The 23,514-nt window shown below is 63.1% G+C and carries 25 protein-coding genes; 22 read left to right on the top strand and 3 right to left on the bottom strand.

The features are described 5' to 3' along the window. Positions 1-212 precede the first annotated feature (212 nt). The 22 genes from AB6N07_RS17000 (at position 213) to AB6N07_RS17105 (ending at position 21,256) form a co-directional block, all read left to right on the top strand. Positions 213-1,310 carry a hydrogenase small subunit gene (locus AB6N07_RS17000; RefSeq protein WP_370674253.1) on the top strand — a complete coding sequence of 366 codons (1,098 nt, stop codon included), beginning with the start codon at positions 213-215 and terminating at the stop codon, positions 1,308-1,310. Between the two features lie 60 nt (positions 1,311-1,370). After that, the gene (locus AB6N07_RS17005; protein WP_370674254.1) at positions 1,371-3,161 is read left to right on the top strand and encodes a nickel-dependent hydrogenase large subunit; all 1,791 of its coding nucleotides are present in this window, start codon (positions 1,371-1,373) and stop codon (positions 3,159-3,161) included. Positions 3,162-3,204: 43 nt separating this feature from the next. After that, positions 3,205-3,903 (top strand): Ni/Fe-hydrogenase, b-type cytochrome subunit, encoded by a 699-nt coding sequence (gene cybH / locus AB6N07_RS17010; RefSeq protein WP_370678267.1) that lies wholly within the window; start codon positions 3,205-3,207, stop codon positions 3,901-3,903. Positions 3,904-3,908: 5 nt separating this feature from the next. Beyond that, complete coding sequence (locus tag AB6N07_RS17015; protein ID WP_370674255.1) at positions 3,909-4,475, top strand: HyaD/HybD family hydrogenase maturation endopeptidase; 567 nt, start codon at positions 3,909-3,911, stop codon at positions 4,473-4,475. Positions 4,476-4,487: 12 nt separating this feature from the next. After that, on the top strand, positions 4,488-4,781 hold the full coding sequence (hypC, locus tag AB6N07_RS17020; RefSeq protein ID WP_370674256.1) for a HypC/HybG/HupF family hydrogenase formation chaperone: 294 nt from the start codon (positions 4,488-4,490) through the stop codon (positions 4,779-4,781). Positions 4,782-4,818: 37 nt separating this feature from the next. Beyond that, the gene (locus tag AB6N07_RS17025) at positions 4,819-5,259 is read left to right on the top strand and encodes a hydrogenase accessory protein (protein ID WP_370674257.1); all 441 of its coding nucleotides are present in this window, start codon (positions 4,819-4,821) and stop codon (positions 5,257-5,259) included. Next, positions 5,256-6,059 carry a hydrogenase expression/formation C-terminal domain-containing protein gene (locus tag AB6N07_RS17030; RefSeq protein ID WP_370674258.1) on the top strand — a complete coding sequence of 268 codons (804 nt, stop codon included), beginning with the start codon at positions 5,256-5,258 and terminating at the stop codon, positions 6,057-6,059. Before AB6N07_RS17025 ends, AB6N07_RS17030 begins: the two co-directional genes overlap by 4 nt. Beyond that, positions 6,056-6,241: a rubredoxin gene (locus AB6N07_RS17035; RefSeq protein ID WP_370674259.1), complete on the top strand. Its 186-nt coding sequence runs from the start codon at positions 6,056-6,058 to the stop codon at positions 6,239-6,241. The genes AB6N07_RS17030 and AB6N07_RS17035 overlap by 4 nt, the downstream gene beginning before the upstream one ends. Next, positions 6,231-6,734 carry a [NiFe]-hydrogenase assembly chaperone HybE gene (hybE, locus tag AB6N07_RS17040; protein ID WP_370674260.1) on the top strand — a complete coding sequence of 168 codons (504 nt, stop codon included), beginning with the start codon at positions 6,231-6,233 and terminating at the stop codon, positions 6,732-6,734. The genes AB6N07_RS17035 and hybE overlap by 11 nt, the downstream gene beginning before the upstream one ends. Continuing rightward, a complete protein-coding gene (locus AB6N07_RS17045) occupies positions 6,731-7,714 on the top strand; it encodes a hypothetical protein (RefSeq protein ID WP_370674261.1) in 984 nt (327 codons plus the stop codon). The genes hybE and AB6N07_RS17045 overlap by 4 nt, the downstream gene beginning before the upstream one ends. Then, positions 7,707-8,048: a hydrogenase maturation nickel metallochaperone HypA gene (hypA, locus tag AB6N07_RS17050; RefSeq protein WP_370674262.1), complete on the top strand. Its 342-nt coding sequence runs from the start codon at positions 7,707-7,709 to the stop codon at positions 8,046-8,048. The genes AB6N07_RS17045 and hypA overlap by 8 nt, the downstream gene beginning before the upstream one ends. Beyond that, entirely contained in the window at positions 8,048-8,968 is a 921-nt protein-coding gene (gene hypB, locus AB6N07_RS17055; protein WP_370674263.1) for a hydrogenase nickel incorporation protein HypB, read from the top strand. Before hypA ends, hypB begins: the two co-directional genes overlap by 1 nt. 7 nt (positions 8,969-8,975) lie before the next feature. Continuing rightward, on the top strand, positions 8,976-11,240 hold the full coding sequence (hypF, locus tag AB6N07_RS17060; RefSeq protein WP_370674264.1) for a carbamoyltransferase HypF: 2,265 nt from the start codon (positions 8,976-8,978) through the stop codon (positions 11,238-11,240). A gap of 3 nt (positions 11,241-11,243) precedes the next feature. Then, the gene (locus tag AB6N07_RS17065) at positions 11,244-11,486 is read left to right on the top strand and encodes a HypC/HybG/HupF family hydrogenase formation chaperone (protein ID WP_370674265.1); all 243 of its coding nucleotides are present in this window, start codon (positions 11,244-11,246) and stop codon (positions 11,484-11,486) included. Next, positions 11,483-12,637: a hydrogenase formation protein HypD gene (hypD, locus tag AB6N07_RS17070; RefSeq protein ID WP_370674266.1), complete on the top strand. Its 1,155-nt coding sequence runs from the start codon at positions 11,483-11,485 to the stop codon at positions 12,635-12,637. Before AB6N07_RS17065 ends, hypD begins: the two co-directional genes overlap by 4 nt. Continuing rightward, the gene (hypE, locus tag AB6N07_RS17075; protein WP_370674267.1) at positions 12,634-13,680 is read left to right on the top strand and encodes a hydrogenase expression/formation protein HypE; all 1,047 of its coding nucleotides are present in this window, start codon (positions 12,634-12,636) and stop codon (positions 13,678-13,680) included. The genes hypD and hypE overlap by 4 nt, the downstream gene beginning before the upstream one ends. 381 nt (positions 13,681-14,061) lie before the next feature. Next, positions 14,062-16,080, top strand: coding sequence for a hydrogenase 4 subunit B (gene hyfB, locus AB6N07_RS17080; RefSeq protein ID WP_370674268.1), 2,019 nt, complete (start codon positions 14,062-14,064; stop codon positions 16,078-16,080). Beyond that, on the top strand, positions 16,071-17,024 hold the full coding sequence (locus AB6N07_RS17085) for a respiratory chain complex I subunit 1 family protein (protein ID WP_370674269.1): 954 nt from the start codon (positions 16,071-16,073) through the stop codon (positions 17,022-17,024). Before hyfB ends, AB6N07_RS17085 begins: the two co-directional genes overlap by 10 nt. After that, the gene (locus AB6N07_RS17090) at positions 17,024-17,686 is read left to right on the top strand and encodes a hydrogenase-4 component E (protein WP_370674270.1); all 663 of its coding nucleotides are present in this window, start codon (positions 17,024-17,026) and stop codon (positions 17,684-17,686) included. The genes AB6N07_RS17085 and AB6N07_RS17090 overlap by 1 nt, the downstream gene beginning before the upstream one ends. Then, positions 17,683-19,152, top strand: a complete 1,470-nt coding sequence (locus AB6N07_RS17095) for a hydrogenase 4 subunit F (protein ID WP_370674271.1) — start codon at positions 17,683-17,685, stop codon at positions 19,150-19,152. The genes AB6N07_RS17090 and AB6N07_RS17095 overlap by 4 nt, the downstream gene beginning before the upstream one ends. A gap of 4 nt (positions 19,153-19,156) precedes the next feature. Continuing rightward, complete coding sequence (locus tag AB6N07_RS17100) at positions 19,157-20,719, top strand: NADH-quinone oxidoreductase subunit C (protein ID WP_370674272.1); 1,563 nt, start codon at positions 19,157-19,159, stop codon at positions 20,717-20,719. Between the two features lie 15 nt (positions 20,720-20,734). Further along, complete coding sequence (locus AB6N07_RS17105; protein WP_370674273.1) at positions 20,735-21,256, top strand: NADH-quinone oxidoreductase subunit B family protein; 522 nt, start codon at positions 20,735-20,737, stop codon at positions 21,254-21,256. Here AB6N07_RS17105 and AB6N07_RS17110 read toward each other — a convergent pair. The 3 genes from AB6N07_RS17110 to secF are packed head-to-tail and all read right to left on the bottom strand — an operon-like array spanning position 21,253 to position 23,493. Further along, on the bottom strand, positions 21,253-22,104 hold the full coding sequence (locus AB6N07_RS17110) for a phytoene/squalene synthase family protein (RefSeq protein ID WP_370674274.1): 852 nt from the start codon (positions 22,102-22,104) through the stop codon (positions 21,253-21,255). The genes AB6N07_RS17105 and AB6N07_RS17110 overlap by 4 nt on opposite strands. After that, entirely contained in the window at positions 22,104-22,511 is a 408-nt protein-coding gene (locus tag AB6N07_RS17115; protein ID WP_370674275.1) for an Mth938-like domain-containing protein, read from the bottom strand. The genes AB6N07_RS17110 and AB6N07_RS17115 overlap by 1 nt, the downstream gene beginning before the upstream one ends. A 31-nt stretch (positions 22,512-22,542) precedes the next feature. After that, positions 22,543-23,493: a protein translocase subunit SecF gene (gene secF, locus AB6N07_RS17120; protein WP_370674276.1), complete on the bottom strand. Its 951-nt coding sequence runs from the start codon at positions 23,491-23,493 to the stop codon at positions 22,543-22,545. Between the last annotated feature and the right edge of the window lie 21 nt (positions 23,494-23,514).

Raw genomic sequence — 23,514 nt, forward strand, 5'->3', positions numbered from 1 at the left:
GTACACCGCTTCATGGGGAGTAGCCTATCCCCTTATTTCAACGACGAAAACCTGGAACGCGCCATTATCACTACGATTTGTGATCTGGACCGATTCTGAACTGCGGACTAAGCTGCATGAGCGATTGCTAATGTTCTCGAGTCGCGGGATATGACACCTTTCAGGTGTGGATCGACCGCTCGTTGCGTTGGCGCGCTTTTCGGGGGAACAGCATGGGTTCGGCAACCGAGACCTTTTATGACGTGATCCGTAGGCAGGGGATCACGCGGCGGAGCTTTGTCAAATTCTGTAACCTGACGGCGGCAAGTTTAGGGCTCGGTCCGGTGGCCGCGACCCAGATCGCAGAGGCGCTGGAGACCAAGCCGCGCATTCCCGTCATCTGGATGCACGGTCTTGAATGCACCTGCTGTTCGGAAAGCTTCATCCGCTCGGCGCACCCGTTGGCCAAGGATGTCATCCTGTCGATGATCTCTCTCGACTATGACGACACGCTGATGGCGGCGGCCGGACATCAGGCCGACGAGATCCTTCAGGAGACCCTCGAAAAGTACAAGGGGGGCTACATCCTCGCCGTGGAGGGTAACCCACCGCTCAATGAGGATGGCATGTACTGCATCGACGGCGGCCGGCCGTTCGTCGAGAAGCTCAAGGAAATGGCCGATGGCGCCATGGCGGTCATCGCCTGGGGTGCCTGTGCCTCCTGGGGCTGCGTACAGGCGGCCAAACCCAATCCGACGCAGGCTGTCCCGATCGACAAGGTGATCCGCGACAAGCCGATCATCAAGGTGCCTGGCTGCCCGCCGATCGCCGAGGTGATGACCGGCGTCATCAGCTATATCCTTACCTTCGGCAAGATGCCCGAACTCGACCGTCAGGGACGGCCGAAGATGTTCTATTCGCAGCGCATCCACGACAAATGCTATCGCCGGCCGCATTTCGACGCCGGCCAGTTCGTCGAGAGCTGGGACGACGAAAGCGCGCGCAAAGGCTACTGCCTCTACAAGATGGGTTGCAAAGGACCGACCACTTATAACGCCTGTTCGACAGTGCGCTGGAACGGCGGCGTCTCCTTCCCGATCCAATCGGGCCATGGCTGCATCGGTTGCTCGGAAGAAGGCTTCTGGGACAAGGGCTCGTTCTATGACCGGCTGACCACCATCCGTCAGTTCGGTGTCGAGGCGACGGCCGACAAGATCGGCCTTACCGCCGCCGGTGTCGTAGTGGCCGGCGTGGCGGTGCACACGGCGGCGACCGCCGTCAAGCGCCTCACCAGCAAGCACGACCATCACCGTCGCAACGACCAGCAATAATCGCCGGCGCGCGGGCGCCTCGCGCCCCGCCGATCCTTCCAGCAACAGGACAATTTCGCCATGGGTATCGAAACCCCCAACGGCTTCAAGCTCGACAATGCCGGCCGTCGCATCGTCGTCGATCCGGTAACGCGCATTGAAGGGCACATGCGCGTCGAAGTGAACGTCGACGCCGATAACGTCATTCGCAACGCCGTCTCCACCGGCACCATGTGGCGCGGCATCGAAGTGATCCTTAAGGGACGCGACCCGCGCGACGCTTGGGCGTTCACCGAGCGCATCTGTGGCGTTTGCACCGGCACACATGCCTTGACCTCGGTGCGCGCCGTCGAGAACGCCCTGAGCATCAAGATTCCCGAGAACGCCAACTCGATCCGCAACATCATGCAGCTGACGCTGCAGGTGCATGATCATCTCGTCCACTTCTACCACCTGCATGCGCTCGATTGGGTGGACGTCGTCTCGGCTCTTTCGGCCGATCCCAAGGCGACCAGCGCGCTTGCCCAGTCGATTTCCGACTGGCCACTCTCATCGCCAGGCTATTTCCGCGACTTGCAGGGCCGGCTAAAAAAATTCGTGGAGAGCGGCCAGCTCGGCCCGTTCAAGAACGGCTATTGGGGCCATGCGGCCTACAAGCTGCCACCGGAAGCCAACCTGATGGCGGTCGCGCACTATCTGGAAGCGCTCGACTTCCAGAAGGAGATCGTCAAGATCCATACCGTTTACGGCGGCAAGAATCCGCATCCCAACTGGTTGGTGGGTGGCGTACCCTCCCCGATCAACGTCGATGGCACCGGTGCCGTCGGCGCCATCAACATGGAGCGGCTGAACCTTGTCTCGTCGATCATCGACCAGGCGATCGCCTTCACCGAGCAGGTCTACATACCCGACCTCAAGGCCATCGGCTCCTTCTACAAGGATTGGCTGCACGGCGGCGGCCTGTCGTCGACCTCGGTGATGAGCTATGGCGACATTCCCGAGCATGCCAACGACTATACCGACACCTCACTGAAACTGCCGCGCGGCGTCATCCTGAACGGCAAACTCGACGAGATCCATCCGATCGACCTGACCAATCCGGACGAAGTGCAGGAGTTCGTCACCCACTCCTGGTACAAGTATCCTGATGAAACCAAGGGGTTGCATCCCTGGGATGGAGTCACCGAGCCGCATTTCGAACTCGGCCCCAATGCCCGTGGCACAAAGACCAATATCGAGGCACTGGACGAGGCGGCCAAATACTCCTTCATCAAGTCGCCGCGCTGGAAGGGCCATGCCGTCGAGGTCGGACCGCTGGCCCGCTACATCATCGGCTACGCGCAGGGCAAGGCCGAGTTCAAGGAGCCGGTCGACAAGCTGCTCACCGACCTAGGTCTGCCGCTCACCGCGCTGTTCTCGACGCTCGGCCGCACGGCGGCGCGAGCCCTCGAATGCCAATGGGCGGCAAATCAGTTGCGCTATTTCCAGGACAAGTTGGTCGCCAACATCAAGGCGGGAGACCTCGCCACCGCCAATACCGACAAGTGGACGCCGGACACTTGGCCGAAAGAGGCGAAGGGCGTTGGCTTCACCGAGGCCCCGCGCGGCGCGCTCGGTCACTGGATCAGGATCAAGGACGGCAAGATCGACAACTATCAGGCGGTCGTGCCGACCACATGGAACGGTAGCCCCCGCGACCCGCAAGGCAACATCGGCGCTTTCGAAGCCGCTCTTCTCGACACGCCGATGGCCGATCCGGAAAAGCCGCTTGAGATCCTGCGGACGCTGCACTCCTTCGATCCCTGCCTGGCCTGCTCTACTCACGTGATGAGCGAAGACGGGCAAGACATGGCCACCGTCACCGTTCGCTGAGGGCAATGCCATGGCAAGCGAAGCGAAACTGCTCACCGGCGTTATGGATGCCACCGACGATGTTATCGTCTCCGGCCCGTCCATCTACGTCTACGAGGCGCCGGTCCGCCTCTGGCACTGGGGCAACGCCCTCTGCATTACCATTCTTGCGGTGACCGGCTACTTCATCGGCTCGCCGCCGCCGACCATGCCGGGCGAGGCGTCGGACAACTTCCTGTTCGGCTACATTCGCTTTGCCCATTTCTCCGCCGGGCAGGTGCTGGCCGTCGCGTTCCTTGCCCGCATCCTCTGGGCCTTCTGGGGCAATAAATATTCGCGCCAGCTCTTCTACCTGCCGGTCTGGGAGAAGACATGGTGGAAAGGCGTCATTCGCGAGGCGCGCTGGTATTTGTTCCTCGAAAAGGAGCCCTACAAATACATCGGCCATAATCCGTTGGCCCACGCGGCGATGTTCGCGATGTTCACGCTGTTCAACCTCGGCATGATAGTCACTGGCTTCGCGCTCTATTCCGAGGGCGCCGGTCGCGACAGCTGGCAAGCCAAGGCGTTCGGCTGGGTATTCAGCATCTGGCCGAATTCGCAGGATGTTCACACAATTCACCACTTGGGCATGTGGGTGATCGTCATCTTCGCCATCGTCCATATCTACGCGGCGGTGCGTGAGGACATCATGAGCCGCCAGACCATGATATCCACAATGATCTCCGGTGAGCGGCAGTTCCGCGACGAGCGCGAGGACTGAGCGGCATGACAGTGTTGGTATTGGGGATCGGCAACATCCTGTGGGCCGATGAAGGCTTTGGCGTTCGCGCTGTCGAGGCCTTTCATCGGCTCTACGCTATGGCGAAGGACGTCGATCTGCTCGATGGCGGGACGCAGGGGCTCTACCTCGTCAACCGAGTCGCCGAGGTAGATCGTCTTCTGGTGTTCGATGCCATCGACTATGGCCTGCCGCCCGGCACGCTGAAGCTGGTGATCGGCGACGAGGTGCCGAAGTTCACCGGCGCCAAGAAGATGAGCCTGCATCAGACCGGCTTCCAGGAAGTGCTATCGGCAGCCGACCTGATGGGTCATTATCCGAGCGACATCGTACTCATCGGCTGTCAACCGCTCGATCTCGAGGATTGGGGTGGTCCGTTGACGGCGCCGGTGTCGGCCAGCATCGAGCCGGCGCTCGCGGCGGCGGTGGAGGTTCTTGAGAGTTGGGGCGTCGCGCCGAGCCGGCGCGCGGTTCCCTTGCCCGCAGAAAGTGGCCTGCTCGCCAACGATATCGATCGGGCTGCTTACGAGCGGCCGCGTGCCGGTGCCGACTAAGGGAACCAATCCATGTGCCTCGGCCTGCCGATGACCGTCGTCGAAGGCGACGACTTCTCCGCTCTCTGCGAATGGCATGGCGAGCGGCGACGCGTATCGACACTGCTGATCGGTCGGCAGACGAGGGGCGCACGGCTGCTCGTGCACATCGATAGTGCGATGCGGGTGCTTGACGATGCCGAAGCCGAAGCGATTGACCGCGCGCTCGACGGCCTCGCCGCGGCTGCCGAGGGCAGAGCCTTCGAGCACCTGTTTGCCGACTTGATCGACCGCGAACCGGAACTGCCGGAGCACCTGAGGAAGTAAGGCCAAGGCCTTCCTGCCCGATGAGGAAACGGGAAACATGTCTGCTTTGATTGCCGCCCTCGCCAGCCTTCATGGTCTGCCGACCGTCGACACCGAAACACTGGATGCCTTTCTGGCGCCGGCGCAGGGCGGGCCTGAACACCGGTTATTGTTCTTCACCGGCGATCCCGATCAGCGGAACGATAGCGGCGACGTTGCCGTGGTGGTGCCGGAGTTGCTCGCCGCCTTTCCCTGCCGCCTCCGTGCCGGCGTGGTCGCCCGTTCGGCCGAAGGGGCGCTGAAGGCGCGCTTCCATGTCGAGGTGTTTCCGTCGTTGGTCGTGCTGCGTGGGCAAACCCTACTCGACGTGTTGCCACGCATCCGCGATTGGAGCGAATATCTCGACCGCCTCGGCGCGGCACTGCGACCTGACGCAGCGACGTTTTCCGCTCCAGGCCGCATCGAGATCACAACAAGTGCCCGGAGGGCCGACGCATGACGGAGGAATTCCCGACGACCGGCCGAACCACCGGCACGGGTACCCTCGCCTTCCTGGCGACGACCGATGCCGAGGCATTGATCGCTCGCTGCCCCAATGTCGCACGCCTTCTTCCGGAGATGGTGGATGCTCTCGAGCGCCAGACTGAAACGGCGCCCGGGCTGCTGTTCGACCTATCCTCTCTTTCGAATGAAGAACGCGTCCTGCTCAACGAAATTCTCGGCGAAGGCGAAGTGGCCGCCACAGTGGCTCTTCCGGATGGCGTTGTCGCCGAGATCGTCGAGAGCATCTTTGCCGGTCTCTGGCGTGTTCGTTTCGTCGGTGCCGATCATACGATCCTTGCAGACTACGCCGAGGTGTCGGCTGTGCCGCAGGCGGTCCGTCGCGCCGCGGCGATGACACTGCCACGCCTCGATCTCCGAGCTATGCCCGACGGTCTAATGAACGCACCGGCCGTCCTGACCGAGATCGCCGACCGCGCGGTGCATTATCGGCTTGGTGAGCCAAACCATGTCGTCTCATTGACACTCCTGCCCATGCTGCCAGAAGACCTCGATCTTCTCGTCAACCGTCTTGGGACCGGGCCGGTGAAAGTCGTCTCGCGCGGATACGGTAGTTGCCGCGTCCAGGCGACGGCGATTCACAATGTTTGGTCGGTACAATTCTTCAATGCCATGGACGCCATCCTGCTCGACACCATCGAAATCGGCGACGTACCCGCCGCGGCACAGGCAGCCCAGGAGGATTTTCTCGATTCTGCCATTCGGCTGCGCGAGATTGGCGAGGCTTATTTCCAATGACCGGTAGCTTGGACGATCGCTGGGAGTGCGGCGTCTGCTGGACGGTGTATGATCCGGTTGAAGGTGACGACGTGGCGCAGATAGAGCCCGGCACCCCCTTTCAGGCGCTACCAGATGACTGGCGTTGTCCTCATTGCGACGGCGCCAAGCTCAAGTTCCTGAGGATCGACGATGACCGCTGACGCGCCGCTGTCCACCCTTGATGATGGGGAACTCGTCGGTCGCCTCGAAGGATTTTGGCGAGCGGCCGAAGCTCGCATGGCGGACCTCCCCATTCACAATCCGTCGCTCGCCGTCATGGTGACACCAGTCTGTCGCTTCGGTCATTTTCGCTTCGCCGCGGTGGTAACGCCCTGGTGCATGAACATCGTCGCCGTAGCCGATGTGGGCATCAAGCTGCCACCCGACGGCGTTACGCTGCGGCTCGAGCTGCCGGCTGGCGACGTCGATTTCGTGGTGGCATCAATGGAGGACGGAAGTCGCTACGGCTCAGCGTCCCTGTTTTCGCCGATGGAGGAATTTGACGATCAGGTGGCGGCTGAAACCGTCGCCTTCGCCGCACTCGATGAGCTGCTGCGTGAGGCCGAACCATCGGAAATCGGGCCTCTATCCGTCAATATGGACCGCCGCCGTCTTCTCGGTTTTGGAAACGGCCTGCCGGAGAATGGAAAATGAGCGACTTCGATCCTGGCCGGATCGCCGTCGAGTTCTCCTTGACGGATGGTGTGGTCACCGAGGCGTCGATCCGCTCGGCACGGCCCCTGTCGCTGGCGTCGCGCTTTGCCGGCCGCCCCATCGAACAGGCCGTCGAGGCGGTTGGCCTCGTCAATGCCGTTTGTGGGGTGTCGCATTCCGCAGCTCTGACCTTCGCCGCAGCAGCCGCAGGCCATCGAACGATTAGCGTGGAGGAAGCTGAACGTTGGCGCGTTCGACTGGCGGCTGAACGGATCGCCGAGCATCTTCGCGAGCTGGTGCGTCTCGCGCCGGTCGCCGCCTTCCCAATTGTCCGCGATGCTCTTGACGCTGCGCGCAAGGCGGCACGAACCGGCGTCGCTGGCGACGATATCAGGGCTATCGGCGCCGCCTTTGGCCTCGTACCTGATTGGTTGCCAGCGCTGCCCAAGCCCCCCTCGTTGCCAGACGCTTTGACCACGGCCGACGATGCAGCCATTGTGGCCGCGCTGGAGGCTGACGCCGACTTTTGTTCGCAGCCGTCTCTTCCCGGCCGGCATCCTGAAACGGGGCCGGCAGCCCGCCTCGGTTGGTCGGCGTCGACACCGGGTGCCACCGACGCAGCCCGCCTCATCGAGGCGGAAGAGGCACTCGGCGTTCTTCTGGGTAGTGCCAGCTTCGAGCGGGGCTTCGGCGACTGGCTTACTGCAAGTCGGACGCAATACAATACGGGATACGCCTCAGTGGAAAGTCCACGCGGCAGGTTATATTATTGGACCGTGGTGCAAGGAGATGGACGGCTCCGAGACGCCCGCGTTGTCGCTCCCACGGAATGGAACTTCCATCCGGACGGACCGTTTGCGCGCGCACTCGCAGGATTCCGGCCGGACGGCGATGTCGCGGCGGCGATCGCCCGGCTGGCGGCGCAATTCTCTCCTTGTGTGGCGGTGGATGTCGTTCCGGCAGGGGCGACCAATGCATGAGATGTCGCTTTGCGAAGCGGTTGTCGAAATCGCCGTCGAGGAAGCGAAAAAGAACGGCGCGACGCGTATTCGAGCGGTGGTTCTTGAGGTGGGCGTGCTCAGCCATGTTGATCCCGACGCCCTGGCCTTCTGCTTTTCCGCCATCAGCCACGGCACCCTTGCCGAGAACGCAAAGCTGATCATCGACCGCGTTCCCGGCAGTGGCTGGTGTCTCGAGTGTGCTAAGACAGTGCCGATGACCGAACGCTTTGGCGCCTGCCCGGACTGCGGGCGCCGCCACGTGCAGATGACGCAAGGCGACGAGCTTAAGCTGCGCGAACTGGAGGTAGAGTGATGTGCAATGATTGCGGCTGCGGCTCGGGCGGGACCGGCTACAAGATCAACGGCAAGACACCGGCCGAGCTGCACGACCATGTGCACAACCATGATCATCCCCACCATCATGATCACGACCATAGCCATGATCACGACCATCACCACGACCACCCGCACGATCATGACCATTTGCATGACCATGGACATGATCACTCACACGCGGCTCCGCTTGCCGCCGTGCATCAGCCCGACCTTGACAGCGAGCGGGTGATCCGCATCGAACGCGATATTCTCGCCAAGAACAACGACGCAGCCCGGCAGAACCGCGCGCGCCTTGCCGCCACGGGCACCCTGGCGCTCAACCTGATGTCGTCGCCCGGCTCAGGCAAGACGACGTTGCTGGTCCGCACCATTGAGGACCTCAAGAGGAAGTTTCCGATCGCTGTCATCGAAGGAGATCAGCAGACCGACAATGACGCCGAACGCATCCGGGCAACCGGGGCCCGCGCCGTTCAGATCAACACCGGCAAGGGCTGCCACCTGGAAGCCGGCATGGTCGGTGCCGCGCTCGACGACATAAAGGCGGAGCCCGGTGGGATCCTGTTCATCGAGAATGTCGGGAACCTCGTCTGCCCGGCTGGCTTCGACCTTGGAGAAGCACACAAGGTCGTGGTGCTCTCGGTTACCGAGGGCGAGGACAAGCCTTTGAAATATCCCGACATGTTCGCCGTCGCCGACTTGCTGCTCCTCAACAAGGCGGACCTTCTGCCGCATCTCAAATTCGACGTCGGCAAATGTCTCGCCGCCGCGCTGCGGGTCAATCCGCACCTGCAGACGCTGGTGGTTTCCGCTGAGACTGGAGAAGGCATGGCCGCCTTCTACGCCTGGATCGAAGCGCGCGCGGCGCTTTCTCGTACCGCCGCCGTCGCCCGGGCCTGATGGAACGATGACAGCCGCGCCCAGCCCCGACGCCTTCGCCCCCGTGGCGCGCCTTTTCCTCAAGGTGAACGGCGCTGTGCAGGGCGTGGGCATGCGGCCGTTCGTGCACCGGCTCGCCACGGAATGCGGTCTTGCCGGCTATGTCCGCAACGGCGCCGACGGCGTTACCATCGAGGTGGAGGGCACGCGCGTCGAGGAATTCACACAACGCCTCAGGTTGGAAGCGCCGCCGCTTGCCCGCATCGACACGGTTGATCGCCGGGAATTGCCGGTCACCGGCGATAGCGACTTCATCATCAGAGAAAGCCTCGACGGCGCGACGATGACGCGGATCGTGGCGGACGCCGCCACCTGCGACGCCTGCCTTGCCGAATTGTTCGACCCGGCAAGCCGCTATTTCGCCTACCCCTTCGTCAATTGCACCCACTGCGGCCCGCGCTACACCATCACCCGCCGCCTGCCCTATGACCGCCGGCAAACGTCGATGGCCTCCTTCCCAATGTGTCCGGACTGCGCGACGGCCTACACCGACATCCGGGATCGACGCTTTCATGCCGAACCAGTCGCCTGTCCCACCTGTGGACCGAAGCTGAGCCACTCCGTCACCGAGATCGCATCGGCGATCAAAGCCGGCGGCATCGTGGCGCTGAAAGGCATCGGTGGCTTCCATCTGGTCTGCGACGGTCGTAATGCCGAGGCGGTCGCGGCGCTCCGGGCAAGAAAGGCGCGCGAGTTCAAGCCCTTCGCGGTGATGGTCGCCAATCGTTCTTCCATTGCCCCAGTGGCCGTAGCGTCACCAGAAGAGCAGGCCCTCTGTTCGTCGGTTGCCCGGCCGATCGTGCTGATGCAGGCAAAGCCCGGCGTGCTGGCGCCCGCCGTCTCGCCCGGCCTTTCTCGCGTTGGCGTCATGCTGGCCTACGCACCGGTGCACCATTTGCTGTTCGCAGCTCTCGCGGACCATGATTTTGCCGGCCACGATCCGTACGTCGCCAATAACTTCGTGCTGGTTGCCACTTCGGCCAACCCCGGTGGTGAGCCGTTGGTGGTGGACGACGCGGATGCGACGCGCCGCCTCGCCGGCATTGCCGACCTGATCGTCACCCACGACCGCGCCATCGTCGTACGCGCGGATGACAGCGTCACACAGGTGATTGCCGGCGCGCCATCTTTCCTGCGCCGGGCGCGCGGCTACGTGCCCGAGCCGATCGCGCTTGCCGAAGATGGGCCCATAACCCTCGCCCTTGGCGCGCATCTCAAATCCACGGTGACGCTGACGCGCGGCCGGGAGGCTTTCGTCTCCCAGCACGTGGGCGATCTCGACACCGCCGAGACACTGAAATTCTACCGCGAGACCATCCAGCACCTGATCGACATTGTCGGCGTGAAGCCCCAGCTGGTGGCCTCGGACCTTCATCCCGACTATCGCTCCAGCCAGATAGCCGAGGAGTTCGGCCTGCCGATCGTGCGGGTTCAGCATCACGCCGCGCACGTGGCGGCAGTGGCGGCGGAAGTCGGGCACGCCGGACCGGTGTTGGGTCTAGCCCTCGACGGTCACGGTCTCGGCGATGACGGCGGCGCCTGGGGTGGCGAGCTGCTTTTTGTGAGCGGCGCGGCGCACCATCGCCTTGGCCATCTTGCACCGTTGCCGCTACCTGGTGGCGACCGTGCCGCCCGCGAGCCGTGGCGGATGGGCGCAGGTGCGCTCGCGGCTCTCGGACAGGCCGATCTCGCGTCAAGCTTCTTTGCCGACCGACCACTGGCTGGGCCGATCGCCGATCGTGTCGCCTCAGGTGCCGATCGGCTTGCTACCACATCGCTCGGAAGGCTGTTCGACGCAGCGGCGGCGCTTTTGGGCGTGCGTGCCGTGCAGGATTATGAGGGACAGGCGGCGATGGAACTGGAGGCGCTGGTCGACGAACCGGTCGCGCTCGCCGGTGGCTTTGAGATCGAAGGCGGCGTCCTTTCATTCGCTCCGCTTCTTAGCCACTTCACCGTCGCCCGCCCCGATGCCCGCACCGGCGCATCCCTCTTCCATGGTACTCTGATCGAAGGGTTCACCGCCCTCGCCCACCATGGTGCCATCATGACCGGCCTCAAGTCGATTGCACTCGGCGGAGGCTGCCTGATGAACCGCGTACTGGCCGAAGGTCTTTCGGCCGCTCTCGTCACGTCCAATCTCACTCCCCTCCTCGCCCGGCGCCTGCCGGCCAACGACGGCGGCCTTTCCTTCGGACAAGCCGTTCTCGCGCGCCGAGCCTTCTCGGAGATCTGACCCATGTGCCTTGCCGTTCCCGCCCTCGTCACCGAGCTCCTGCCCGACAACATGGCCAAGATCAGCCTCGACGGTGTGTCGATGACCATTTCCGTGGCGCTGGTGAAAAACGTCGCTGTCGGCGACTATGTCATCGTTCACGTCGGTTACGCGCTGTCCAAAGTCGATCCGGACGAGGCACGACGGACCCTCGACCTGCTCGATGAAGCGCGCGGCGTGCCGCTCGCCGCCGGAGGTGTCCGATGAAATACGTCGACGAATATCGCGACGGCGACAGGGCGCGTGACATCGCGGCGGCTATTGCCGCCGAGGTGCGCCCGGACCGTTCCTATGCTTTGATGGAGTTCTGCGGCGGCCATACCCACGCCATTTCGCGCTACGGTATCGAGGACCTGCTGCCGAAAAATGTGCGCATGATTCACGGGCCCGGCTGCCCGGTCTGCGTGCTCCCGATCGGCCGCATCGATGACGCAATACGCTTGGCGAAGCGGCCGGAAGTCACGCTCTGTACCTACGCTGACCTTATGCGCGTGCCGGCCTCAGGCGGCCTCAGCCTGATGAAGGCCAAGGCGGCTGGGTCCGATATCCGCATGGTCTATTCCTCGCTCGATGCCATACGCATCGCTGAGGCTAATCCCGACCGGCAGGTGGTTTTCTTCGCCATCGGCTTCGAGACGACGACACCGCCGACCGCCGTGGCGCTGAAGACAGCCGAGGCCAAGGGCCTCATGAACTTCTCGATCTTTTGCAACCATGTGCTGACGCCCGTCGCCATGCGGGCGATCCTCGACATGCCGCCGACGCCGGACGAGCCGCCGATTGCCATCGAGGGCTTCGTTGGCCCGTCGCACGTCTCCACCATCATCGGCATGGAACCCTATCAGGTGTTCGCGCGCGACTACCGCAAGCCGGTGGTGATCGCCGGCTTCGAGCCGCTTGACGTGATGTACGCCATCCTGATGCTGGTGCGGCAGGTCAACGAGCAGCGGGCGGACGTCGAAAACCAATATATCCGAGCCGTCAGGACGGAGGGCAATCCCGTTGCCATCGAGCTTTGCGATGAGGTTTTCGAGCTGCGCGAAAGCTTCGAGTGGCGCGGTCTCGGTGCCGTGCCGAAGAGCGCGCTGAAGCTGCGCGACGCCTTCGCCTTCTATGACGCAGAGAAGCGCTTCACCATCGAGACGCAGCCGGCCGAGGACAATCCGGCCTGTGAATGCGGCGCCATCCTGCGCGGCCAGAAGAAGCCGGCCGACTGCCGCCTGTTCGGCACCGTCTGTACGCCGGAGACGCCGACGGGTGCTTGCATGGTGTCGTCGGAAGGCGCTTGCGCCGCCCACTGGACCTACGGCCGCTTCCGTACCCGACAGAGCGATGCCGGCCTGCGGAGAACCGCATGACAAAGACCTTCCGCCGCAAACTCGACTTGAAATCCGGTCGCGTCGACATGAGCCACGGCGCTGGTGGCCGTGCCATGGCCGAACTGATTTCCTCGATCTTCAAAGACGCCTTCGGTAACGAACTGCTCGAACAGGGTAATGACCAGGCGAGCTTCCCGACGCCGGCTGGTGGGCGCATGGTGATGACCACCGACGGCTATGTCGTATCGCCGATCTTCTTTCCGGGCGGCGACATCGGTTCGCTGGCCGTGCATGGCACTGTCAATGATCTCGCCATGGCCGGGGCAAAGCCACTCTACCTGTCGGCGAGCTACATCATCGAGGAAGGCTTCCCGCTCGGCGACCTGAAGCGCATTGCCGATTCGATGGGCGCGGCGGCCAGGGCCGCCGGCGTGATGATCATCACCGGCGATACCAAGGTGGTGGAGCGCGGCAAGGCGGACGGCGTGTTCATCTCGACGGCCGGCGTCGGTGTGGTGCCGGATGGTCTCGCGCTATCCGGTGACCGGGCGCGGCCCGGCGATAAACTGATCGTTTCCGGCTCGATGGGCGACCACGGCGTCGCCATCATGTCGAGCCGCGAGAACCTTACGTTCGAGACGGAAATCCTGTCGGATAGCGCGGCGCTCAATGGCCTCGTCGAGACCATAGTGTCGGCCGCCGGGCCTCATCTGCGCTTGATGCGCGACCCGACGCGTGGCGGGCTCGCAGCCACGCTTAACGAACTTGCCCATCAATCGGATGTCGGTTTCCGCATCGTCGAAGACCAAATTCCGATCAAGCGGCAGGTGGCCGCGGCGTGCGAACTCCTCGGCCTTGACCCACTTAACGTCGCCAATGAGGGCAAGCTCGTCGCCGTGGTCGCGGCTGAGGCAGCGGAAATGCTGGTGGCCGCCATGCGGACGCATCCGCTCGGGGTGGACGCGGCGATCATTGGCGAGGCAGTCGAGGATGACCAGCATTTCGTGCAGATGACCACAGGCTTCGGTGGTGGCCGCATCGTCGACTGGCTGGCCGGCGAGCAGTTGCCTCGTATCTGCTGACGCATCCGCGCAATTGCGGCATTCATCTCTCATAATTCAATCTGAATGCCGGACGGATGGACGCCGACTTGCGCTCAGGACGCCGCGACATCCATGCAACAGCGGCACGTCATCGGCCCAACTGAATTGATTGAATACCAACAAACAATTTCGGCGGCATCGTTGAGCCGGTATGCTTTGATCAATCCTTGAGTCTTTCACGACAGCCGCCTCATCCGACGCCGACACCGGTCGCGCCGGGATCGCGGCTCCCGCACCGTTCGGTGTGGTTCACCGGCGTCAATCGACGCCTCGACGAGCCGATGCGTGAGCGTCGTTGCACGTCGCTCTCACGGAGCCGCCGGAAGCGGCCCGAAACCCATTCGGGGAACGAAAGTGACAATGCCGATCGTAGCGGCCCTTCTGAGTGTCGCCGGCCTTGCCGGCGTCGCCGTGGTGGCGCCGATCCTCACCGCCCGTCGCGCTGCCTGGGCGACACCCGTCGTTTACGGCGCAAGCCTCGTCCTTGCCGCCATATTGCTGATGTGTGCGCTCCTTGCCCTTCTAGGTGGCAGCGCCTTTCAGGGCGGCGTGCATTTGCCGGTCGGCCTGCCGTGGATCGGCGCGTATTTCGTCCTAGATCCTCTCAGTGCCGCCTTCCTCATCATTGTCGACTTCGGCGCAATGGTGGCCTCGTTCTATGCCATTGGCTATGGTGCCCACGAGGAGGAGCCGGGTCGCGTGTTGCCCTTCTATCCGGCCTTCCTAGCCGGCATGAATTTGGTGGTCCTGTCGGCCGATGCCTTCAGTTTCCTTGTCGCCTGGGAGTTCATGTCGCTTAGCTCATGGGCACTGGTGATGGCCCACCACCACGACGCGGAGAACCGCCGCGCCGGCTATGTCTACCTGTTGATGGCGTCCTTCGGCACTCTGATGTTGTTGCTCGCCTTCGGCCTGCTGGCCGGTCCGGATGGTGGTTATGCCTTCTCGGCCATTCGTACCGCCGAGCATGTGCCTTGGCTTACAGGCCTCGTGCTGGTGTTGATGTTGCTCGGCGCCGGTTCTAAAGCCGGCCTCGTGCCGCTGCACGTCTGGCTGCCGCTAGCTCACCCCGCGGCACCGAGCCATGTGTCGGCGCTGATGTCGGGCGTTATGACCAAGGTAGCCATCTACGGCTTCATTCGCGTCGTGTTCGACCTTGCCGGAGAGCCGGCGTGGTGGTGGGCGGTGCTGGTACTGATCCTGGGGGCGGGATCGGCGGTGCTCGGCGTGCTTCATGCCGTCCTGCAGCGCGATCTGAAACGGCTCCTTGCCTACTCGACCGTCGAAAACATCGGCATCATCTTCATCGGCCTTGGTCTCGGTCTCGCCTTCAAGACCAACGACATGGTCGGCGCGGCGGCGCTGGCCGTTACCGCCTCGATCTTCCACGCATTCAACCACTCGCTGTTCAAAAGCCTGCTGTTCTTCGGCGCCGGTAACGTGCTGACTGGCTCCGGTGAACGGGACATTGAGAAGCTTGGCGGCCTCGTCCACCGCATGCCGGAGACGGCCTATCTGTTTCTCGGCGGCTGCCTCGCCATATCGGCATTGCCACCGCTCAACGGCTTCGTTTCGGAATGGCTGATCCTTCAGGCAATTCTCCTCAGTCCCGACTTGCCGCAGTGGGCGTTGCGCTTCCTGGTACCGGCGTCGGGCGCCATGCTGGCTCTGGCCGCGGCGCTCGCCGCCGCCTGCTTCGTTCGTGCCTTCGGCATCACCTTCCTCAGCCGGCCACGCTCGCCCGCCGCCGAGACGGCGCACGAGGTCAGCCGCTGGCAGGTCCGTGCGATGTACGCTCTTCTCGCCGTCTGCCTCGTTGCCGGTGTCTTCCCCGGCCCGTTCCTCGATGCGCTGTCGCCGGTCTCACAGATGCTTGTCGCCGGCGCGATGCCGAAACAGCCGATCCTGCCGCACCTGTCGATCATACCGATCTCCGAGAGCCGCAGCTCCTATTCCGGCTTCCTGGTCTTCTTCTTCATCATGATGGCCAGTTGGGCGGCGATCCGCGTCATTCACAACTTCGCCTCCCGTGCCGTGCGCCGCGCGCCGCCCTGGGACTGCGGCTTTCCCGATGCTTCCCCGGTTACGCAATACACTGCCGACAGTTTCGCTCAGCCGATCCGCCGGGTGTTCGGCCCGATCGCCTTCCGGGCCAAGGTCAGCCAGACCATGCCCGCCCCCGGCGACATGGCGCCGGCCAGTCTGACGTTGTCGCTGCGTGATCTGATATGGGAATTCATCTACGCGCCGATCGAGAGCGCCGTGCTCTACGCGGCCGAACGGCTCAACATCCTGCAGTTCCTGACGATCCGCAGTTACCTTAGTCTCGTCTTCGCGGCGCTGGTTCTCCTTCTCGTTCTGGTGGCAACATGGGCCTGATCCTCGCCATCCTCGTCCAGGGCATCCAGATGGTGCTGGTGCTGGCACTCGCGCCAGGCCTCATCGGCTTCACACGCAAGGTGAAAGCGCGCCTCCTGCGGCGGCAGGGACCGTCTGTGTTGCAGCCTTATCGCGACCTTCTCCGCCTCGTGCGCAAGGAAGCCGTACTGGCCGACAACGCCTCCTGGCTGTTTCGCAACGCGCCCTACCTGATTTTCGCCACCACCTGGGTCGCAGCGGCGCTGGTGCCGACGTTTGCCGCCGGCTTGCATTTCTCATGGGCCGCCGACCTGATCGCCATCACCGCGCTGCTTGGCTCGGCGCGATTCTTCCTGGCACTTGCCGGCATGGACATCGGGACGGCCTTTGGGGGCATCGGATCGAGCCGAGAGATGCTGTTCGCGACACTGGCCGAACCGGCGATGATCATGATCGTGTTCACCGTGGCGCTGGTGGCCGGCTCGACGCAGCTCTCGACTGTGGCCGAGTTCATGGTCGACCACAGCACACTGCGCGTCTCGCTCGGCCTAGCGCTGATCGGTCTCATCATCGTGGCGCTGACGGAGAATGCCCGTGTACCGGTCGATAATCCGGCGACGCATCTTGAGCTGACCATGGTGCATGAGGCCATGGTGCTGGAGTATTCCGGCCGCCATCTCGCGGTGATCGAGCTCGCGGCGGCACTGAAGCTCCTGCTCTACATCTCGCTGATCGCCTGCATCTTTGTGCCCTGGGGCATGGCTCGCCAGAACGACGGTGTCCTCGGCATGCTTGTCGGTGTCGTTACTTGGGTCGGCAAGCTTTCCATCGGCGGCTTCCTGATGGTGCTGTTCGAGACGGCGATTGCCAAGATGCGGGTGTTCCGCGTGCCGGAATTTGTCGGTGGCGCGCTGATGCTCGGCCTTCTCGGCACGCTGTTGCTATTCGTTTCGCGGAGCTTCTGATGGAACGCTTTTCCCTCGACGCTGCGCATCTTCTGGCTGGCGGCATGGTGCTGGTGAGCTTCATGATGCTCTATCAGAACCGGCTACTCGGTCTTCTCAACGTCTTCGCGGCGCATGCGGTGGTGCTGTCGCTGTCAGTCGCCTGGCAAGCCTATGTCCAGTCGGCGCCGCACCTGTTCGTCACCGCTGCCATCGCATTGATTCTGAAAGCGATCATCATTCCGGTGGCGCTACACCACATGGTGCTGCGTCTCGGTGTCCATCGCGACATCGAAACGGTGGGCGGCATTGGCCCGACCATGCTGATGGGCATCGGCCTCGTGGCGCTGTCCATGGTCGTCATGCTGCCGGCCGCCGCCGAGGCCGACCCGATCGCCCGCGAGGATCTGGCGCTGGCTCTCTCGGTCATTTTGCTCGGTCTGTTGATCATGGTGACGCGTCAGAACGCCATCAGCCAGATCGTCGGCTTCATGAGCCTTGAAAACGGCCTCGTCCTAGCCGCCACCGGCGCCCGCGGCATGCCGCTGGTGGTCGAGATCTCCGTCGCCTTCTCGGTACTGGTCGCATTCATCGTCATCGGGGTGTTCCTGTTTCGCATCCGCGAGCGCTTTGACACCATCGACACCCAGGCCCTCGACGATTTTCGGGAGGGCCGGGAATGATCGCGATTTTGAATATGCTACCCTTTGCTCCAATTGACGCCTTGCTTGTGGTTCCCGGCATCGCGGCGCTCCTTCTCGTCCTGATCCCGCAGTACCGGCCCGGCGCCCTCATCAACATGCTGGCGTCCGGCATCACCTTCCTGTTCGCGCTGACACTGCTCGTTGCGCGACCAGACCCAACGGTGAGCTTCCTGTTCGTCGACGATCTCAATGTCGTCTTCGTGGTGCTTGGCACCTTCGTCGGCTTCACCACTTCGATCTTCTCGGCGAGCTACATCGGTCATGAAATCGAGATCGGCCGATTGAAACCGGGCTACATCCGTTTCTACCACGGCATGTATCAAGCACTCTCCTTCTCGATGAACCTCGGATTGACGGCCAACAACATCGGCTTGATGTGGGTGGCAGTCGAACTCGCCACTCTGACCACCGTACTGATGGTCGGCCTTTACCGCACGCAGGCGGCGCTAGAGGCTGCCTGGAAATACTTCATTCTCGGTTCGGTCGGCATCGCCCTCGCCCTGTTCGGTACCATCCTGATCTACATGGCCGCCCGGCCGGTGATCGGCGAAGGCCACGACGCCATGGTCTGGACGACACTGATCGCCAACGCCAGTGCCTTCAGCCCGGAGTTGCTCAACGTTGCCTTCGTATTCCTGATGCTTGGCTACGGCACCAAAGTCGGTCTCGCACCGCTGCACGCCTGGCTGCCGGACGCCCATGCCGAGGGTCCGACGCCAATCTCGGCCGTGCTGTCGGGCCTGCTGCTCAACGTGGCGCTCTATGCGCTCCTGCGCTTCAAGATGCTGCTCGCCGCCAACCCCTTCGCGGTGGCACCAGGACCGCTTCTGGTGACGCTTGGCCTGGTGTCGCTGATCTTCGCGGCATTCATGCTGTACCTCCGGCGGGACATCAAGCGACTGTTCGCCTACTCATCGATCGAGCATATGGGGCTCATCGCCTTCGCCTTCGGCATGGGTGGACCGCTTGCCAACTTCGCCGGCCTTCTGCACATGACCATGCATTCGCTGACCAAATCGGCGATCTTCTTCGCCGTCGGTCAGGTGGCGCAGGTCAAGGGTACGCAAAAGATTGCTGATATTCGCGGCCTCACCGAGAGCCACCCGACGCTTGGCTGGAGCCTTGTGGTCGGCGTCGCGGCCATCGCCGGCTTGCCGCCCATGGGCATTTTCACCAGTGAGTTCCTTCTGGTAAGTTCGACCTTCGCCCGCCAGCCACTGCTCGCCATACCCCTGGTCTTCGGCCTGCTCCTCGCCTTCGGCGCCCTTATCTGGCGGTTGACAGGCATTGCCTTCGGTACGCCGTCGCCAAGTGTCGTCGACGCCGGCCGACCTCCATCGATGTTACCGCTCATCATTCATCTCGTTCTGGTGCTGATCGCTGGCATCTACCTGCCCGGCCCGTTGGTTGCCTGGTTCCAGAACGTCGCGCGCATGCTGGGATGAGACCATGAGCACGCTCCGCACCGCCCTCCTCAACGCCGCGCTGACCATCGAAGAGCAGAAGCCCTGGCCGCGCGTCACCGTCGACGCCGACACATGGCGGCAGGCGACGCTGGCGATCGCCGCGGGGAATGCCACGCTTTCGGGTCTATGGGCCGAACCTCGCGCCGTACACATGGCCGTACTCGACGACGACGACGGCGCACTCATGGTATTGACGCTGGCGACGCCCGACGGCCGTTTCCCGTCGGTCGGTCTTACGCATCCGCCGGCCCAGCGCCTCGAGCGGGCAATCGTCGACCTTTACGGCCTTCTACCCGAGGGAATGCCCGACGATCGGCGCTGGCTCGACCACGACCGCTGGGGTGTCCGCGCGCCGCTCGGCGACGGTGCCTTGATCCCGGCCGACGGCGCGCCCTACCCTTTCCTGAAGGCCGAAGGACCGCCGCTCCACCAGATCGCTGTCGGCCCGGTGCACGCAGGCATCATCGAGCCAGGCCACTTCCGCTTCTCGGCCAATGGCGAGATCGTCGTGCGGCTGGAAGAGCGGCTCGGCTACGTTCACAAGGGCATTGAGGGGTTACTCACCAACACGACGCTGGAGGCGGCGGCGAAGGTGGTCGCCCGTGTCTCCGGCGATAGCACAGTAGCCTATTCCTTTGCCTTCGCACGGGCGGCCGAGGCAGCTCTGGGCATCGGCGTGCCGCAACGGGCAATATGGCTGCGCGCGCTGATGGCCGAACTCGAACGGCTCGCCAACCACCTTGGCGACATCGGCGCCATCTGCAACGACGCCGCTTTCGCATTGATGCTGGCGCATTGCGGCATACTGCGCGAGGAAGTATTGCGCGCCGCCAAAGCGACGTTTGGCCATCGGTTGATGATGGATCGCATCATTCCAGGCGGCGTAACCTCCGACCTTGACGATGTTGCGCCGATCAAGGCCCTCACCACACGCATCCGCCAACGTTTCCCCCGCCTTGTCGAACTCTACGACAACACAGCTTCGCTGCAGAATCGCACGGTCTCAACCGGTCGCCTTTCGCCCGAACTCGCGCGCCGGTTCGGAGCCGGCGGACCGGTCGGCCGTGCGTCCGGCCGCGCTTTCGATGCTCGAAAGGCGCCCGGCTACCCGCCCTATGGCGACCTCGACTTCAAGGTCATCAGGCGGGAGGGCGGCGACGTTGATGCCCGCATCTGGGTGCGTATCGATGAAATCTCTGAAAGCCTGGAACTGATCGAGCAGATCATTGACCGATTACCGCCCGGGCCAATTGCCTATCCAACGGCGCCGGCGTTGCGCGAACGCAGAGTCCCGCAAGCCGGTGGTCTCGCGCACGAGCCGCGTGACGGCGCCATGGAAGGGCTTGCCATGGTCGAGAGCTTCCGCGGCGACGTGCTGGTCTGGCTCAGGACCGATGAGACCGGCCGCGTACTGCGCGGGACCGTGCGCGACCCCTCAGCCTTTCAGTGGCCTCTCCTGGAGGCGGTTATCGAGGGCAACATCGTTGCCGACTTCCCGCTCTGCAACAAGTCTTTCAATTGCTCCTATTCCGGGCACGACCTTTGAGGCGGACGACCGACCATGCGTAGAATGCTGCTCGAGGGTCTTTTTCGACGGCCGGTGACCGAGAGGGCGCCGACGGTTGCGGACGCCGAGATCGATGCGCTGGCCGCGCGACTCGGTGTTGCCGCCAAGGCGCGGCTTGGCCGCAGCCTCTCGATCCGCGAGGTCGACGCTGGCTCCTGCAACGGCTGCGAGCTGGAAATCCACGCTCTCAATAACAGTTACTATGATGTCGAGCGCTTCGGCCTGCGCTTCGTCGCCTCGCCGCGCCACGCCGACGTATTGATGGTGACCGGACCGGTCACGGCCAACATGCGCGAAGGTCTTGAACGCACCTATGCCGCAATGCCGGCACCCAAATGGGTGGTGGCGATCGGCGACTGCGCCGCCGGCTGCGGTGTGTTCAGCAAGAGCTACGCGGTGATCGGCGCCGTATCGGAGATTATTCCGGTTGATCTCACGATCCCAGGCTGTCCACCCGAACCGATCGACATGCTGAAGGGGCTGGTGGGCCTCGTCGAGGCGAGCGCGCGCGGCTAAAGCCGTCGCCCGAACCGCCACAGGAGCAATGGCTTCCGCCAAGCGCTGATTTCAGCCACGGGACCATAGGGCGCCGCCTTGGCAAGCGTTTTGAGATAAGGTGTGACAAAGGCGAGCGGCAGGAAGGCCGGCTTAGCGCGCGGATCCATTTCCGCCAGGGCAGCGAGCGCCTTATCGAGATGACCAGCGGCTTGGTCCCTCAGGGCGCTAAGAACGCCCGCCAATTCCTCGGCTTTGCGGCCTTGGCGCACATCGTCCGGCTCGATCCCGGACGCTTTCAGGAGATCGGCCGGTATATAAACCTGATTGCGGCGCGCATGGATCGGCAGCGCCCGCATCAATCCGGTCAAGGCATAAGCGACACCAGCGTGACCGGCTGCGTCGGCCGCCTTCGGGTCGGCGCCATCGCAGAGCACCTGAGCAATCTCAAGGAATAGAACCGACGCCGTCTCGCCGGCATAGCCTTCGAGATCGTTGAGCGTCGGCATGGCATCGTCGTAAAGATCGAAGCGGCGGGCTTCCAGAAGATTGACGAAACCCGACCGGCGTAGTGAGAAATGGCGGATGGTGTCGATCAATGCCGCAGCCACAGGGTGGGCGGCAACGTCGCCACGTGCCTCGCCCTCTATGGCATCGATCCACCATTGCAGGCGAATTTCGCCTGGCATCGCCTCATGGATGGTCTCGCGGATGCGCGCCGCCTCATAGGAGAAGGCATGGATTGCCAAGGCATGCCGGCGTTTCTGTTCGGGAAGCAGTTCGTCGGCCAGCCAACGATCACGGTCATGATCGCGAACGAGCCCCTCGCAATAGCGATAAGCGTCGTCAAGGCGAGAAGAGGACACCATTAGTCGACGGCCAACAGGGCCGCGGCGAATTTGCGCCGCTCGCCGAGCATGACATTGAACAGGCGGACTGCTGCCCCGGTCGACATTGCCTCGTGCTTGACGCCATGTTCGCGCAAAGCGTCGACGACGGCCCGCTTGCATGGAACGAGATCCTGACCGGTGCCGATCAACACCATGTCGATGTCGCCAGCCTCTTCAAGAACTCGAGCAAGACTGTCGATGGTGATGTCGGCCGACGTGACGGCCGCCCAGCCGTGAACGCCGGACGGCAGGATCAGGATCGATCCACGATGCGACATGCCGCCAAAGCGAAACCCGCCGTTGCCATAGGCTTCCACCGGCGCCTGCTCGGGCAGGTGCTGCTCATGGCGTTGTAGCGGACGGCTTCGTGGCCCAAACAGCTTCATCGGCGGCGCTCCAGAGGAGACACACCCGAACTCACGCCGGCTCGACGGCCCCCTCATCATCCTCGACTTTTTTCGTCGATTTGTCGCCGGCCAATTGCGGGTCGAGGAAGATCAGGACGGGAGCCGCGATGAAGATCGAGGAATAGGTGCCAATCAGCACGCCAAACAGCATCGACGCGGTGAACGAACGGATCACTTCGCCACCGAATATCACCAAAGCAGCAAGCGCGATCAGCGTGGTGAGCGCGGTGTTGGTTGTCCGGGTCAGTGTCTGATTGATGGCGAGATCCAGGAGAACGACGAGATTGAGGCGCTTGTATTTGCGCCGCATCTCACGGATTCGGTCATAGACGACCACGGTATCGTTCAATGAATAGCCAACGATCGTCAGGATGGCGGCGATCGAGGACAGATTGAACTCAACCTGGCTAATGGCAAAGAAGCCGATGGTCAGCACGACGTCATGCAACGTGGCGATCACCGCGCCGAGCGAGTACTGCCACTCAAATCGGAACCAGACGTAGACCATGATCAAGGCCAGCGCCGAGATGATGCCGAGAATACCATTCTCAGCCAGCTCACCGGAGACGCGGGGCCCGACCATTTCTGTGCGGCGATAGTCGACGCCATCGCCGAGGGAAGCCTGCACTTTGCTGATAACGGCGGTCTGGGCCTCGTCTCCACCTTCCTGGCGGGCGATGCGGATCAGCACGTCGTCATCGGCGCCAAAAGATTGCACCTGTACCTCGCCGAGACCGAGGCCATTAAGCTGATTTCGGATGCCCTCAAGGTCGGCCGGACCGGACTTGGTCTGGACTTCCATGAGCGTGCCGCCCTGGAAATCGATGCCGGTGTTCATTCCATGGGTATAGAGGACCACAAAGCAGAGCACCGACGCGATGCCGGAGAAGAGGAAGCTCCACTTCCTCCACTTCATGAAGGGGATCTTGGTGTCGTCAGGAAATAGGCGAAGCAGGCGCATGATGGAGCCTCAGGGTCCGGA

This window comes from Pleomorphomonas sp. PLEO, from assembly GCF_041320595.1.
In the GTDB taxonomy this organism is placed as follows: Bacteria; Pseudomonadota; Alphaproteobacteria; order Rhizobiales; family Pleomorphomonadaceae; genus Pleomorphomonas.